The sequence below is a fragment of the Arthrobacter sp. MW3 TE3886 genome (genome assembly GCF_041262145.1).
Lineage (GTDB): Bacteria > Actinomycetota > Actinomycetes > Actinomycetales > Micrococcaceae > Arthrobacter.
Map to the genome: position 1 here is coordinate 4,512,133 of NZ_JBGCAN010000001.1, position 13,308 is coordinate 4,525,440.

A 13,308-nucleotide genomic window follows, 5' to 3' on the forward strand; every position below is an offset into this window, starting at 1 on the left:
CTCTCCCGCCGGCTCCCCCGGCTACTGCAGGGTGGCCGTCAGCCGTGCGACGTTGTCCACGTATTTGACGCCCATCGGACGTTTCATCCAGTCCTCGAGGGTAAGTTCGCGCGAAATGCCCCGGTAGGTGTCCTCCACGGCGCTGATCCGCCGCACGATGTCCTCCCCCAGGAGCATCACCGAGACCTCCAGGTTCAGCGAGAAGGAGCGCATGTCCATGTTGCTGGAACCCAGCACGGCAACGTCGTCGTCGATCGTGAAGTGCTTGGCGTGCAGCACGAAGGGGGCCTTGTAGAGGTAGATCCGCACCCCGGCTTCAAGCAGAGCCTCATAGTAGGACTGCTGGGCGTGGTGGACCAGGAACTGGTCGCCCTTTTCCGAGACGAAGAGTTCGACGTCGACGCCGCGCTGCGCCGCCGTCGTCACCGCATACAGCAGCGAGTCGTCCGGGACGAAGTACGGGCTGCAGATCGAGATCTTGCGCTGCGCCGAGTAGATCAGCGTGTTGAAGAGCCGCAGATTGTTTTCGGTGATGAAGCCGGGGCCGCTGGGCACCACCTGGGCGGTGATGTTGCCGGCGTGCAGTTCGGGCCGGTGCGCGAGCTGTTCCTCAATGGATTCGTCGGTCTCGCTGAGCCAGTCGGTGGCGAACACGACGTTGAGCGTGGTGACGATCGGTCCACGCAGGCAGGCCATCAGCTCGACCCATTCGCGGCCGATCTTGCGGTGCTTGGGGTTGTTGTAGGAGGGCTCGATCAGGTTCTGCGATCCGGTGAAGGCGATCTCGCCGTCGATCACCATGATCTTGCGGTGGTTGCGCAAGTCCGGCCGGCGCCACTGCCCCTGCATCGGGTTGAGCGGCAGCATGGGCCGCCAGCGGATCTTGCTGGCCTTGAGCCGGGCGATCAGCTTGCGATAGCCCTTGATGCGAAGCGTGCCAAGGTGATCGAACAGGACACGGACCTCGACGCCGCGCTCGGCGGCCTCTTCCAGCGCGGTCAGCAGATCGTCCGTGACGTGGTCCGAGCTCATGATGTAGAACTCGGCGTTGACGAACGACTTTGCGCCGCGGACCGCCTTGGCCATCGCCTTGATGGAGTCGGGGTAGCCGGGCAGCAGTTCCACTTGGTTACCGTCCACCATCGGCAGCGAGCCGAGCGTCTTGTTCAGTTCCGCGGCGGAAGCCACCCATTCGGGTCCGGCGTAGCGGCTCTCCAGCATCGCCAGTTCCGAGGTCCCGGCGCGCACCCGGGTATTGACCGCGTCCTGCTGCGCGCGGCGCTTGCGGGAGAGCCGGAAATTGCCGAACAGCAGGAACAAGGCCAGGCCGATGATGGGCACAATGAAGATGCCCAGCAGCCAGGCCATCGCGGTGGTGGGCCGCCGGTTTCCGGGGATGATGCCCAGGGCCAGCACGCGGATGGCGAAGTCGATCACGGTCAAAATCAGAATCGCCCAGGACGGTAAAGTTTCCGCCAGCGGAAATGGCCACAGCACAGGCGAACCCCTCAAGCTACAGGCCCGCGGAACAGTTCCGGAACGGGCAACGTGCAAATCCTATCCCGGGACCGCCGAGACTAAGCTGTAGCCATGACCACTCCTGCCCCTGTTCCTGCGCCCGCGACCGTGCTGGTCTTCCTCGACCCGGCGTTCGACGGCGGCCGCGTTGCCGACGCGTCCCAGCCGCAACTGATGGCCACGGACCTGGGCGCCACCCGCGGCGACGGCGTATTCGAATCCCTGCTGGCCGTCGGCGGCCGGCCCCGCAAGATCCAGGCGCACCTGACCCGGCTGGCCGGCTCGGCCCGGCTGCTGGAGCTGGACATCCCGGCCGAGGACGCATGGCGGCGGGCGGTGGAAACCGCCATCCGCGAGTTCCGGGGGCAGGAACCTGCCGAGGGTGCAGCCGGCGGCACGGGGCAGGACGAGGTGGTGGTGAAGCTGATTGTCACCCGCGGGCCGGAGGGCGCGGCTGCCCCCACGTGCTGGATCCAGGCCTCCGCGCCAGCGGCCGCGGGCCGCCGGCAGCGCGAGACCGGGATCGACGTCATCCTGCTGGACCGCGGCTACGACAGTGAAGTCGGCGAGCGCGCCCCGTGGCTCCTGCTCGGCGCCAAGACCCTTTCGTACGCCGTGAACATGGCGGCGTTGCGCTACGCCCACCGGCAGGGCGCCGACGACGTCATCTTCACGTCCGCGGACGGCCGGGTGCTGGAGGGTCCGACGTCGACCGTTCTGCTGGCCCACCTGGAAACCTCGGACGACGGCGCCGGCGGCGTCCGCACCGTCCGGCGGCTCATCACTCCCCAGCTGGACAGCGGCATCCTGCCCGGCACGTCACAGGGCGCCCTGTTCACCGCCGCCAAGGCTGCCGGCTGGGAACTGGGCTACGGCCCGCTGGAGCCGAAGGACCTGCTGGACGCCGACGCGGTCTGGCTGATCTCCAGCATCCGGCTCCTGGCCCCGGTGAACCACATCGACGGCCAGGAAATCGGCACCCCGGAACTGCGGCGCCAGCTCACGGCCGAACTCAACGCCCTCTTCGCCACCATCGAATAGCAACGCGGGATCACCCCAGGGCGTCCGCGGGCACTGCCGGGCACCGGCGGAAGGAGGCCGGGTTGAACGCCGGGAGCGTGAACGTTGCCAGCACGGCGTCGAGCATTTCCGGAGCCCACGTGCTGTTCTCCCCCAGGGTCGCGCAGACACCCAGCACCACGGGCGTTCCGTCGGTGCGGCGGCGGATCTGGACCTGGACCGGCCCGGTCAGCCCGAGCGTGCGGACGGCGGCCAGACCCAGCTTGCGCACATCCCCGGCCTGATCCGCCGGCACCCTCCGGCTGACTTCGTCGCTGCCGGCGCGTCCATACGGAGTCCTGGTCTTCTCGAGGACCACCGCCACCGGGGCCATCGCGTTGCGTGCCGGGGTGCCGAACACCAGGCACACGTAGTCGGCGCCCGGGATGAATTCCTGGACCAGTTGCCCCGCCGGCAGGTTCTTCCAGCTAACGGAGGCGGTTCCGGCCAGCAGGTGGACACCATGGAAGCCTTTGAAGACCCGCGGCTTGACCACCACGGGGCCGCTGAGGCCGGCGAGGGATGCCGGCGCGGCGGCGAGGTCGCCCGGCACCGCGAACCGGGGCACCGGGATGCCGGCCGCCTGCAGCGCCCAGGTGGTGAACAGCTGATCGTTGGCGAGGGCCACCGCGGCAGGATCACCCACGATGATCCGCACGTCCTGGGCGAATCCGGCGCGGGCCGCGGCCAGGACCGGGAGTTCCACGGTGAGGGTCGGAATGATGACGTTGATGGCTTCGCGGTCCACCAGCCGGCGCAGGTCCAGAATCATGTCCGGGTCCGTCGCCGGCAGGAGCCTGACCGCGGCGGCGGGAGTCTCGCCGGCCTGACGGGTGTCGGCGCGGGCATCGGAGCCGAGGTACGGGAGGCCTCGGGCTTCGAGTTGGGCCGCGACGGCCCGTCCGGCGGCGCTGGTAATCCCGGTAACGAGTATGCGCGGGTCCACGATTGCTCCATTCCGCCGTCACCGTCCCGACCGCGGCTGCGGCTCCGACCGTTCCAGCCACCGATTCTCAGACAGCCTGTTGTTGGACAGACGAGTCGTTTCACGGACTGCTCGATTCACAAACTGCCCGAATCACCTGCAGCGCCGGCCGACGCGTCGGACCTAATCCCCCCAGTAGACGGCGAAACATCCCGGCAGACACGAGTGGGCAGTACCCGAAACTGGAGCCCGCCACTACTCGCCCGGGCCACGGTCCGGTTACGGAACATGACGGCGGCGGCGGTGCGGGCCGGCGCCGCAGGTGTTACGTTTTTGGGGAGTAATGAGAACCGGTGCCAAGCCCTGACTGGCCGGTCGGCAACCCTCCCTTTCGCGGCGGGGTGCCTCAGGTGAATACTCGGCATATCGACCATTCGAGCTGCAAGCGTGAAAGAGGAGATCCGTCGTGCCCGACACGTCAACACCCACACCAGCCACCAGTACAGTCCCCGCCGCAGCCCCCAGCGCGGCAACCGCCGGCGAGGAAAGGCTGGCCTACCGCCTGTTCACCGGCGCGGATGACCGCGCCTTTTGCGAGCGGGTGTCAGCCGCCCTGGCCGAGGGCTATGTGCTGCACGGAAGCCCCGCCGCCAGCTTCAACGGAAGCACCGTGATCGTGGCGCAGGCGCTGGTCCTGCCGGCCGCGATTGCAAGTGCGGACGCCGCCGTGGCCAATGCGGTTGATGAGCTCGACGCCGACGAGTCTGGCGCCGACGGGGTCTTCGCGGGCCACGCATGAGCTACGCCGGAGACCTCAGCCCGGATGAGGCGTGGGCCAAGCTGGAGGCCGGAGCCATCCTGGTGGATGTCCGAACCGAGGGCGAATGGGCCCACATCGGTATCCCGGACACCGCGGCTGCGGGCGAAAGCCGCAACGATCCGCTCTTCATCCAGTGGAACCTCGCCGGCGGCACGCCGAACCCGCACTTCGTGGAACAGCTAAGGCAGCAGGCGCCGGAGGACACCGCCGTCGAACTGGTGTTCCTTTGCCGCTCCGGTGCCCGGTCGATCGCCGCCGCGACGGCCGCGACGGCCGCCGGCTTCACCTCCTACAACGTCCTTGAGGGCTTCGAAGGCGAGACCGACCGCTTCGGCGAACGCACCGTCAACGGCTGGAAGAACCGCGGCCTGCCCACCAACCTCGGAAAGATTTAAGTGACTTTCAATCCCGACGCCGCCGGCTGGGCGGCCGACACCCAGGCTGTCCGCGGCGGCCTTGACCGCACCGGCTTCCAGGAAACCACCGAGCCGATCTTCCTCAACTCAGGATTCGTCTACGAGTCAGCGGCCGCCGCCGAGCGCGCCTTCACCGGGGAGGACGAGCGCTTCGTCTACTCCCGCTACGGCAACCCCTCCGTCGCCACCTTCCAGGAGCGGCTCCGGCTGCTCGAAGGGACGGAGGCGTGTTTTGCGACGGCGTCCGGCATGTCCGCCGTCTTCACCGCCCTGGGCGCGCTGTTGGCGGCCGGGGACCGGGTGGTCGCGGCCCGCTCGCTGTTCGGCTCGTGCTTCGTGATCCTCAACGAGATCCTGCCGCGCTGGGGTGTCGAGACGGTCTTCGTGGACGGCCCGGACCTGGAGCAGTGGCAAGCCGCGCTGTCCGAGCCGACCACCGCCGTGTTCTTCGAGTCGCCGTCGAACCCCATGCAGGAAATCGTGGACATCGCCGCCGTGAGCAAACTGGCGCATGCGGCCGGCGCCACGGTGGTGGTAGACAACGTCTTCGCCACCCCGCTGCTGCAGCGCTGCGGCGACCTCGGCGCGGACGTGGTGGTCTACTCCGGCACCAAGCACATCGACGGCCAGGGCCGGGTCCTGGGCGGAGCCATCCTGGGCACCAGGGAATTCATCGACGGGCCCGTCAAGCAGCTCATGCGGCACACCGGTCCGGCGCTTTCGGCGTTCAATGCCTGGGTGCTCACCAAGGGCCTGGAGACCATGGCCTTGCGCGTCAACCATTCCTCGGCCTCGGCGCTGCGGCTGGCCGAATGGCTCGAGGGACAGCCTGCGGTGGGCTGGGTAAAGTACCCGCTGCTGCCGTCCCACCCGCAGTACCGGCTGGCGGTGCAGCAGATGAAGGCCGGCGGGACGGTTCTCACCCTGGAGCTGCAGCCCTCCCCCGGCCGCACGGCGAAGCAGGCCGCGTTCGCACTCCTGGACGCGCTGCGGATCATCGACATCTCCAACAACCTCGGCGACGCCAAGACGCTCATCACGCACCCGGCCACCACCACGCACCGCGCGATGGGTCCGGAAGGCCGCGCGGCGATCGGGCTCAGCGACGGTGTGGTCCGGCTTTCGGTGGGCCTGGAGGACGTCGAGGACCTCATCCGCGACCTCGGCCAGGCACTCAAGCAGGTCTAGGGCCGCCGCCCCCTGCCGTGCACTGCCCCTGGTGCCGGCTCCCGGTCAGGCCGGGCGCAACCGGCCCAGGGGCGAACGATTTTCGGCCGGCCCTTCGGTGACGGGCCCCTCGGTGGTCAGTTCGATGGCCCGTTCGACGACGGCGGGCAGGCCGCCAGCCCGGAATGGGCCGCGCTGTAGCTGCGAACCGGTGCCCTCTGTCAGAATCCGCTCGACGCCCTCGCGCGCCAGCTCCAGCTCGCCCTGCTCCTCAAGCACCGGGGCCACGAAGTCCACGAGCGCCCTGACCACGTCCGCGGCCGGGGCAGGGGTGAAGGTTCCGAAGTCCAGGAGCTCCCCGCGCAGCCCGCAATTGCTGGCCTGCCAGGCGGCCATCCGCAGCAGCAGCGTGGGCACCGGGGCGGGATCGACGCCGTCGTTCCATTCCCGCGCCGCCGACTCCACGAGGGCGCGCACCAGCACGGCAATGAGGGCAGCGTCCTCGGCCCGCAGGCAGACATCCGCGACCCGGATCTCCACGGTGGGATGCTGACGGCACAGCCGCGCGTCGAAATAGACCATTCCCTCATCCATCAGGACGCCGCTTTCCACCAGCCGGGTGACCACGCGGCGGTAGACGGGGAGGCTGCCGAAGATCATCGTGGGACCCGAGCCCGGCCAGCGGTTCCAGGCCTGCGTGCGGTAGCTCTCGAATCCGGTCTCGGCCCCGTTCCAGTAGGGGGAATTCGCGCTGAGCGCTATCAGCACGGCCAGTTTGTCCCGGATCCGGTCCATCACGGCCACGCCCTCCTCCGGGGACTCCACAAAGGTGTGGACGTGGAGGCCGCAGGTCAGCTGGTTCCGGACGGTGAGCCCGAAGCGCTGCTGCATGGTCATATAGCGGGGATTCGGTGTCAGGTGCGTGGCGGAGCCTTGGGGCGACGTAGCCAGGGCTGCGACGCGGCCGCCGTGCGCCCGGGCGGCCTGGTCCGCGAGGGCCCGGCCGCGCCTGAGCTGCCGGAGCATTTCCGTGTACTCCAGGCACGGATGCGTCTGGGTCTCGATCTGTTCGAGCTTGAGTTCGTAGCTGAAATCGGCGCCTTCGTGGACCGGCTTCTGGGCCGGGAGAACCCTGGCGGCTTCCTGCTGCGGCGGCACCAGACTCGGCAGCATGAGGTCGGCGAGGGCAAGCAGCATCCCCGATTCGGGGTCCACTATCAGCAGTTCTTCCTCCACGCCGAAGGTGCGCATGAATCTATTGTGCGTCAGGATCCGCCGAAACGCCCCACACCAACGCGGGGTCACTTCGCGCCCGTGTCATCCCTTCGGATGGGCGCGGAGTGACCCCGCGTTGCTTGGATTCAGTCCTGGAAGTACTCGATCTTCGCGCCGATGGTGTTCAGCCGCTCAGCCAGGTCCTCATAGCCGCGCTCAATGACGTAGATGTTCCGCAGCTCCGAGACGCCACGGGCCGCCAGCATGGCCAGCAGCAGGCAGGCGGCGGGGCGGAGAGCCGGCGGGCAGCCCACCTCGGCCGCACGCCACTTTGTGGGCCCGTTGACGTAGATGCGGTGCGGATCGAGCAGCTGGACCTGGGCGCCGAGCTTGTTGAGTTCGGTCAGGTAAATGGCCCGGTTCTCGTAGACCCAGTCATGGATCATGGTCTGGCCATGGGCGTTGGCGGCGATCACCGCGAAGAAAGGCAGGTTGTCGATGTTCAGGCCGGGGAAGGGCATGGGGTGGATCTTGTCCTCCGGCGCCCGCAGCTCCGAAGGCTTGGTGGTGACGTCCACCAGGCGGGTGCGGCCGTTGCGGGCAAAGTACTCCCCGGAAACCTCGAGCCGCTGGCCCATCTGTTCGAGCGTGGCCAGTTCGATTTCCATGAACTCGATCGGGACGCGGCGGATGGTGACTTCCGAGTTCGTCACGATGCCGGCGGTGATGAGGCTCATCGCCTCGATCGGGTCCTCGGACGGGAAGTATTCGACGTCGGCGTCAATCGACGGGCGTCCGGTGATCTTCAGCGTGGTGGTGCCAACCCCCGCGATGTCGACGCCGAGCATCTGCAGGTAGAAGCACAGATCCTGCACCATGTAGTTCGGGCTGGCATTGCGGATGATGGTGGTGCCACGGCGGTGGGCTGCGGCCATGATGGCGTTCTCGGTGACGGTGTCGCCGCGTTCGCTGAGCACGAAGGAGCGGTCGTGACCGTCCGCCGGCGGCGCCTGCACCGCATAGAACCCGGACTTCGCCTCCACGCTGAGGCCGAACTGGCGCAGCGCCTGCATGTGCGGCTGCACGGTGCGGGTGCCGAGGTCGCAGCCGCCGGCGTAGGGCAGCCGGTAGGTGTCGGCCTCGTCCAGCAGCGGGCCCAGGAGCATGATGACGCTGCGGGTCCGGCGGGCCGCCTCCACATCCATGGATGCCAGGTCCAGGACGGCGGGGCGGCGGATCTGGAGGTCGTTCGCGTTGAGCCAGGTGCATTCGACGCCGATGCTGGTCAGCACCTCCACGATCCGGTTCACTTCCTCGATCCGGGCCAGCCGGCGCAGGGTGGTGGTGCCACGGTTGATGAGGCTGGCGCACAACAGCGCGACGCCGGCATTCTTGCTGCTGTTGACGTCCACCGCGCCGGCGAGCGTGCGGCCGCCCTCGACGCGCAGGTGGGTCATCTGGGGCCGGCCCACCTTGACGATGCTGTGCCCGACGATCGCCTCCAGTCGCTGGATCATCTTCAGGCTCAGGTTCTGCTTGCCCTGTTCCATCCTGGCGATGGCGCTCTGGCTGGTGCCGAGCTCCGCGGCGAGTTGTCCCTGGGTCCAGCCCTTGGCCCCGCGCGCCTCGCGGAGCAGGATGCCTACGTGTTCAGCAGTCGGTTGAGTCATGCCCCGAAAATATCACGCATGATTTATCAATCGCGGTAATTCCGGCCGGAATGGCGCCAATCTCACACGAATACCCGCACCATGCGATAACCGGGCGCGGCGCCGGAGCTCCCCGGACCTCCGGCGCCGGCGCCGGTTACTGGCGGGTGAGGAAGACGAGGTTCCAGGTGCCCGCGCCGAGGGCCGCGGCGACGGCGGCAGCGGCGATGCCGAGTCCGCCCAGCAGCACCCAGGCGTCGAGTCCGCTGAACGTGGACGGTCGGGCCCAGGTCCGCGCGGCGCCGCCGAACCCGCGGGCCTCCATGGTCACCGCGAGCCGCGAGGCGCTCCGGATCGCCTGCACCAGCAGGCCGAAACTCTGGCCCAGCATGGCGCGGAACCGCTGATAGGGGTTGCCGCTTGAGCCCACGCCGCGGGCCCGCCGGGCCATGCCGATGGTCTGCCATTGCTCGGCCATGATCCCGACGAGCCGCATGGCGGCCAGGGTTCCCAGGACGAACCGGTGCGGCAGTTTTGCGTTCTGGGCCAGGGCGTCGGCCAGGTCCGTGGGGTCGGTGCAGCTCATCAGCAGCACCGCAGGCAATGCGATCGCGAGCCCGCGGAGCATAAAGCCGATTCCCAGCTGCAGGGAACCGGCACTGATGGACCAGATCCCGGCATCGAGCAGGACGGATCCGGAATCAGGCGCCAGGATGGCCGTGCTCCAGCCGCCCAATGCCGCCGCGAGGATCAGCGGCCAGCCGCGCTGCCACAGCAAGGCAACGGTCAGGCCCGCCAGCGGCAGGAGCAGCAGTTCGAAGGCGAGCGCCACCGACGCCGAAACCCAGTCAATGGACAGCGCCAGGACCAGGGTGATCAGGGTGACCGCCGTGAACTTGGAGAGCGGGTTGGCGCGGGTCAGCAGCGCATGGTTGCCGCGCAGGCTCAGTGCGTCCCTCATGGCGAGGCCCCCTCCGGCAGCTGAAGATCCGGGCCGGGAGCATCCGCGGCGGCCGTTTCCCGTGGCCGGAGGCGCAGTTCGGTGCCACCGAGGACGGCGCTGAATTCGGCGTCGTGCGTCACTGACACAACGGCGGTGCCGGCGTCGAGGAGCTCGGACAGGAACGAGGCGAGTTCGGCCCAGGTATTGGCATCCTGGCCGAAGGTGGGCTCGTCCAGGACCAGCACCTGGGGGTGCGCCGCCAGCACGGTGGCTACCGAAAGGCGCCGCTTCTCGCCGCCGGAGAGCGTGTAGGGGTTGGCGTCCACAAGCTCCGTCAGCCGCAGCCGCTCCAGCAGTTCGTCCACGCGGTCTTCGCCGTAGCCGAGGTGGCGCGGGCCGAACATGAGCTCGTCGAGGACCTTGCCGGTGACGAACTGGTGCTCGGGTTCCTGGAAGACGGTTCCTATCCGGGCGATCAGCTGCTGGGCCTTCCACCGGTAGGGATCGGGTCCGGCGCCCCTGCTTAACCGATCAGCGGAGTGTCCACTGGAGTGACCAGCGGCGGGACTGCTCAGCTCCGCCGCGGCCCCGACCGTTCCCGCAACGGGCCGCAGGAGCCCTGCCAGCGTCAGCGCCAGGGTGGACTTCCCCGTGCCGTTCGCTCCGGTGATGGTCAGGGCCTCGCCGGCGCGGACCTGGACCGAGACCCCGGACTGGACCGGGCGCGGCGCGATGGTGCGGAACCCATCGCGCAGCCCGGCCCGCCGCGGCCGCTCGCGGGACACTGCGAGCCCTTCGGCCGCGAGCAGAACGTGTCCCGCTCCCCGCGCCGGCAGCCGCATCCGCGTCGCCGGGACGTGGCCCGGCACCCAGACGCCCGCACCGATGAGCATGTCCCGCGCCTCGGCCAGGACCCGGTCCGGGGGCCCGTCGATGAGGACCGCGGAGTCCGTGGCGGACCCTGGCTGCAGCACCACGATCCTGTCCACAAGGTCTTTCCAGACCCCCACCCGGTGCTCCACGACCACCAGCGTGGCGCCCGTCTTGTCCAGGCAGCGGCCGACGGCGTCGCGGACCTCCAGGACGCCCGCGGGGTCGAGGTTGGCGGTCGGCTCGTCCAGCAGCAGCAGCCCTGGCCGCATCGCGAGGATCCCGGCGAGCGCCAGCCGTTGCTTTTGTCCGCCGGAGAGGGCCGACGTCGGATGGTCCAGCGGCAGCCGGCCCAGCCCGACGTCGTCGAGCGCCTCGCGCACGCGCGGCCAGATCTCCGCTGCCGGGACGGCCAGGTTCTCCGCCCCGAAGGCGACGTCGTCGCCGAGACGGGACAGCACCACCTGTGTTTCCGGGTCCTGCTGCACCAGCCCGGCGCGGCCGCGCTGCGCCCGTGGCGCGGCGCCGTCGATCAGCAGGCTGCCGGTCTCGTCAGCATCTTCGGCGTCGCCGATGTCGCCGGCCGGCCCGGATGCGCCGGCCGCGCCGTCGCCCAGCACGCCGGCCAGGGCGTGGAGCAGCGTCGACTTGCCGGCGCCGGAGGGCCCCAGCAGGAGCACGCGCTCCCCCGGCCGGATGTCCAGGTCAAGGCCGCTGACCGCGGGCCGGGTCCGTCCGGCGTGCCGCCAGCCCCAGCCGCGGGCCGTCACGGCGGCCGGCCGGACGCCCGGTGAAGATTTCATGGTTCTCTGCAGGATTCAGCGACGGGGCTCAGGAGAAGACGGGCTCCGTGGCGGCCTTGCGGGAGGCAAAGGAGCCCAGCACTCCGGTCTTCGCCAGGCCGCGGGTGGCGAGCCAGGCCAGTCCGCCGGCAATCACGGCGCCGGAGATCGTGGTGAAGACGATGTAGGCGAGCTTGTCGCCGGCTTCGTAGGCGATGTTCCAGCCCCACGGCAGGAAGGAATCGTTCAGACCGCAGAAGAGGCCCGCCCCGGCGCCGGCCAGCAAGGACACGGGCAGGTTGAACTTCTTGTAGAGGAAGGCCGCGAAGACCAGTTCGGCGCCGAGGCCCTGCAGGATGCCGGAAATCAGCACCGTGGTGCCGTACTGCGAGCCCATGATGAGCTCGCCCGTGGCCGCGACGGTTTCGCAGAAGAGCGCGGCGCCCGGCTTGCGGATGATGAGCATCCCCAGCACCGCCGGGATCATCCACCCGCCGGCGTAGAGTCCGCTCAGCGGCGGGTAGACCGCGTTGACCGGAGTCGAGATCAGGTTCGCGCCCTGGGACCAGGCCCAGAAAATGACGCCGCCGGCTACGGCGATCAACGCGGCCACCACAATGTCCACCACGCGCCAACTGAAGTTGCGCCGGGCGGATGAACGGCTGGCGGAACCATGCTGTGCTGAAATATCTGTCATGTCGTCCTCCTGAGGAACAGGAGGGGAGGGTGCTCCGGCCGGACTCGGCTTCCGCCGCCCTCCGCGCACCCTGAGAACTCGACTCCCTTGCGCCGGTACTAACCGGATCAGGTTCGAGGGTCTGCGGCTGTCCGCACTCTCAGCGCCCACCAAAGGTTTCCCCGGATTTTTCCGGCGATGCCCGACGGCGGCGCTCCCCTGTCGTAATTGTTTTCGCCCTTGTGGGCTGGCTCAGTTTACACCCGGACGGCCGGGTTTTCAGTGGTGTGCCGTCACAATCGTGGACCGGACTGCGGCGGTCCCGGCGGCCGGGAAAACCATCTTGGTAGAGTCGTCGTGTCGGACACCCGGACCCGCCAGCGGGCGGCCTCGTCACCCACCGGAAAGCTGGAATATTTTGTCGCACTCACCGGCCACACAAGGTCCCTCCGGGGAATACGATCCCGATTCGAGCGAGCCGCAGCCGCAGGGTTCCCTGGCGGCGCTCATCGGCCGCGTGCTGGCCGAGATGGAGGCGCTCCAGTTCGCGTCGTTCAGCAAGGATGACGCCCTGGACCTCGGGCTCCTCCTTGTCGAGCTGGGCAGGCAACGCTCGCTGCCCATTGCCGTCGACATCACCAAAGGCGAGCAGGTGCTCTTCCACGCCGCGCTGGACGGCGCCACACCGGACAACGAACGCTGGATCAACGCCAAGAAGCGCACCGCCATGCGGTACGAGGTCCCGTCCCTGCTGGTGGGCCTCCGGGCCCGCGCTGCAGGCGGAAGGATCGAGGACAACGCCTGGTGGGACCAGTCGGAGTTCGCCGCCCACGGCGGGGCGTTCCCCATCTACGTGCGCGGCACGGGTGCCGTTGCCGTCGTCACCGTCTCCGGCCTGCCCCAGAAGACGGATCACGAACTGGTGGTCGAGGCCCTGCGGATGGTCCTCACCCCGGAACGCTAGGCTAGGGGAAAACCGTTCCCGTCCAAGGAGACCGAAGAATGAACATCCTCATCAAGCTGCTCGGCACCGGCGTCAGCCTCCTGGCCGGCTTTGCCGGCACCAAGCTGGTGGACACCATGTGGGAGAAGTCCACGGGCAACAAGCCGCCCAAGGGCCAGGAGGACGACGTCCCCACCACCCTGCACTCGGCCCTGACCTTCGCCCTGATCTCCGCATCGGTCAGCGCCATCATCCAGGTGCTCGCCAACCGTGGCACGCAGCGCGCGATCACCCGCTTCGCGAAGACCCAGGATATCGTCTGACC

Annotated in this window: 13 protein-coding genes and 2 riboswitches; of the genes, 6 read left to right on the top strand and 7 right to left on the bottom strand. The window is 68.8% G+C overall.

Features of this window, described 5'->3' with window-relative positions; genetic code table 11:
* Positions 1-21 precede the first annotated feature (21 nt).
* The gene (gene cls, locus ABH915_RS20625; protein WP_026266539.1) at positions 22-1,497 is read right to left on the bottom strand and encodes a cardiolipin synthase; all 1,476 of its coding nucleotides are present in this window, start codon (positions 1,495-1,497) and stop codon (positions 22-24) included.
* 93 nt (positions 1,498-1,590) lie between these two features.
* On the opposite strand from cls, the gene ABH915_RS20630 reads away from it, so the two are divergent.
* Positions 1,591-2,559 (top strand): aminodeoxychorismate lyase, encoded by a 969-nt coding sequence (locus tag ABH915_RS20630; protein WP_370124822.1) that lies wholly within the window; start codon positions 1,591-1,593, stop codon positions 2,557-2,559.
* A 10-nt stretch (positions 2,560-2,569) separates the two neighbouring features.
* Here the strand turns inward: ABH915_RS20630 and ABH915_RS20635 are convergent, their stop codons facing one another.
* On the bottom strand, positions 2,570-3,523 hold the full coding sequence (locus ABH915_RS20635; RefSeq protein WP_370124824.1) for a hypothetical protein: 954 nt from the start codon (positions 3,521-3,523) through the stop codon (positions 2,570-2,572).
* 318 nt (positions 3,524-3,841) lie between these two features.
* Positions 3,842-3,956: riboswitch (SAM riboswitch) on the top strand.
* 12 nt (positions 3,957-3,968) lie between these two features.
* Between ABH915_RS20635 and ABH915_RS20640 the strand changes: the two genes are divergently transcribed.
* The 3 genes from ABH915_RS20640 to ABH915_RS20650 are packed head-to-tail and all read left to right on the top strand — an operon-like array spanning position 3,969 to position 5,926.
* Positions 3,969-4,301, top strand: coding sequence for a DUF1737 domain-containing protein (locus ABH915_RS20640; protein WP_370124826.1), 333 nt, complete (start codon positions 3,969-3,971; stop codon positions 4,299-4,301).
* Positions 4,298-4,717: a rhodanese-like domain-containing protein gene (locus ABH915_RS20645; protein WP_026538198.1), complete on the top strand. Its 420-nt coding sequence runs from the start codon at positions 4,298-4,300 to the stop codon at positions 4,715-4,717. Before ABH915_RS20640 ends, ABH915_RS20645 begins: the two co-directional genes overlap by 4 nt.
* Entirely contained in the window at positions 4,718-5,926 is a 1,209-nt protein-coding gene (locus tag ABH915_RS20650) for an O-succinylhomoserine sulfhydrylase (RefSeq protein ID WP_370124828.1), read from the top strand.
* Positions 5,927-5,971: 45 nt separating this feature from the next.
* Here ABH915_RS20650 and ABH915_RS20655 read toward each other — a convergent pair whose 3' ends face one another.
* The 5 genes from ABH915_RS20655 to ABH915_RS20675 all read right to left on the bottom strand — a co-directional run bounded on the left by ABH915_RS20655 (position 5,972) and on the right by ABH915_RS20675 (position 12,061).
* The gene (locus ABH915_RS20655; RefSeq protein ID WP_370124830.1) at positions 5,972-7,156 is read right to left on the bottom strand and encodes a glutamate--cysteine ligase; all 1,185 of its coding nucleotides are present in this window, start codon (positions 7,154-7,156) and stop codon (positions 5,972-5,974) included.
* A 110-nt stretch (positions 7,157-7,266) separates the two neighbouring features.
* A complete protein-coding gene (locus ABH915_RS20660) occupies positions 7,267-8,790 on the bottom strand; it encodes a UDP-N-acetylglucosamine 1-carboxyvinyltransferase (RefSeq protein ID WP_370124832.1) in 1,524 nt (507 codons plus the stop codon).
* Positions 8,791-8,926: 136 nt separating this feature from the next.
* Positions 8,927-9,730 carry an energy-coupling factor transporter transmembrane protein EcfT gene (locus ABH915_RS20665; protein WP_370124834.1) on the bottom strand — a complete coding sequence of 268 codons (804 nt, stop codon included), beginning with the start codon at positions 9,728-9,730 and terminating at the stop codon, positions 8,927-8,929.
* Positions 9,727-11,385, bottom strand: a complete 1,659-nt coding sequence (locus ABH915_RS20670) for an ABC transporter ATP-binding protein (RefSeq protein ID WP_370124836.1) — start codon at positions 11,383-11,385, stop codon at positions 9,727-9,729. Before ABH915_RS20670 ends, ABH915_RS20665 begins: the two co-directional genes overlap by 4 nt.
* A gap of 28 nt (positions 11,386-11,413) precedes the next feature.
* Positions 11,414-12,061, bottom strand: coding sequence for an ECF transporter S component (locus tag ABH915_RS20675; protein WP_026538204.1), 648 nt, complete (start codon positions 12,059-12,061; stop codon positions 11,414-11,416).
* 66 nt (positions 12,062-12,127) lie between these two features.
* Positions 12,128-12,271: riboswitch (TPP riboswitch) on the bottom strand.
* 187 nt (positions 12,272-12,458) lie between these two features.
* Here ABH915_RS20675 and ABH915_RS20680 point away from each other — a divergent pair.
* Positions 12,459-13,004 (top strand): heme-degrading domain-containing protein, encoded by a 546-nt coding sequence (locus ABH915_RS20680; protein ID WP_018774046.1) that lies wholly within the window; start codon positions 12,459-12,461, stop codon positions 13,002-13,004.
* A gap of 38 nt (positions 13,005-13,042) precedes the next feature.
* Positions 13,043-13,306: a DUF4235 domain-containing protein gene (locus ABH915_RS20685; RefSeq protein WP_370124839.1), complete on the top strand. Its 264-nt coding sequence runs from the start codon at positions 13,043-13,045 to the stop codon at positions 13,304-13,306.
* Positions 13,307-13,308 lie beyond the last annotated feature (2 nt).

What these genes read in the sequence shown, in the direction of transcription:
- ABH915_RS20630 (WP_370124822.1), top strand. Translation starts at nt 1,591, where the DNA reads ATGACCACTCCTGCCCCTGTTCCTGCGCCCGCGACCGTGCTGGTCTTC.
- ABH915_RS20645 (WP_026538198.1), top strand. Translation starts at nt 4,298, where the DNA reads ATGAGCTACGCCGGAGACCTCAGCCCGGATGAGGCGTGGGCCAAGCTG.
- ABH915_RS20655 (WP_370124830.1), bottom strand. Translation starts at nt 7,156, where the DNA reads ATGCGCACCTTCGGCGTGGAGGAAGAACTGCTGATAGTGGACCCCGAA.
- ABH915_RS20685 (WP_370124839.1), top strand. Translation starts at nt 13,043, where the DNA reads ATGAACATCCTCATCAAGCTGCTCGGCACCGGCGTCAGCCTCCTGGCC.
- ABH915_RS20660 (WP_370124832.1), bottom strand. Translation starts at nt 8,790, where the DNA reads ATGACTCAACCGACTGCTGAACACGTAGGCATCCTGCTCCGCGAGGCG.
- ABH915_RS20665 (WP_370124834.1), bottom strand. Translation starts at nt 9,730, where the DNA reads ATGAGGGACGCACTGAGCCTGCGCGGCAACCATGCGCTGCTGACCCGC.
- ABH915_RS20670 (WP_370124836.1), bottom strand. Translation starts at nt 11,385, where the DNA reads ATGAAATCTTCACCGGGCGTCCGGCCGGCCGCCGTGACGGCCCGCGGC.
- ABH915_RS20675 (WP_026538204.1), bottom strand. Translation starts at nt 12,061, where the DNA reads ATGACAGATATTTCAGCACAGCATGGTTCCGCCAGCCGTTCATCCGCC.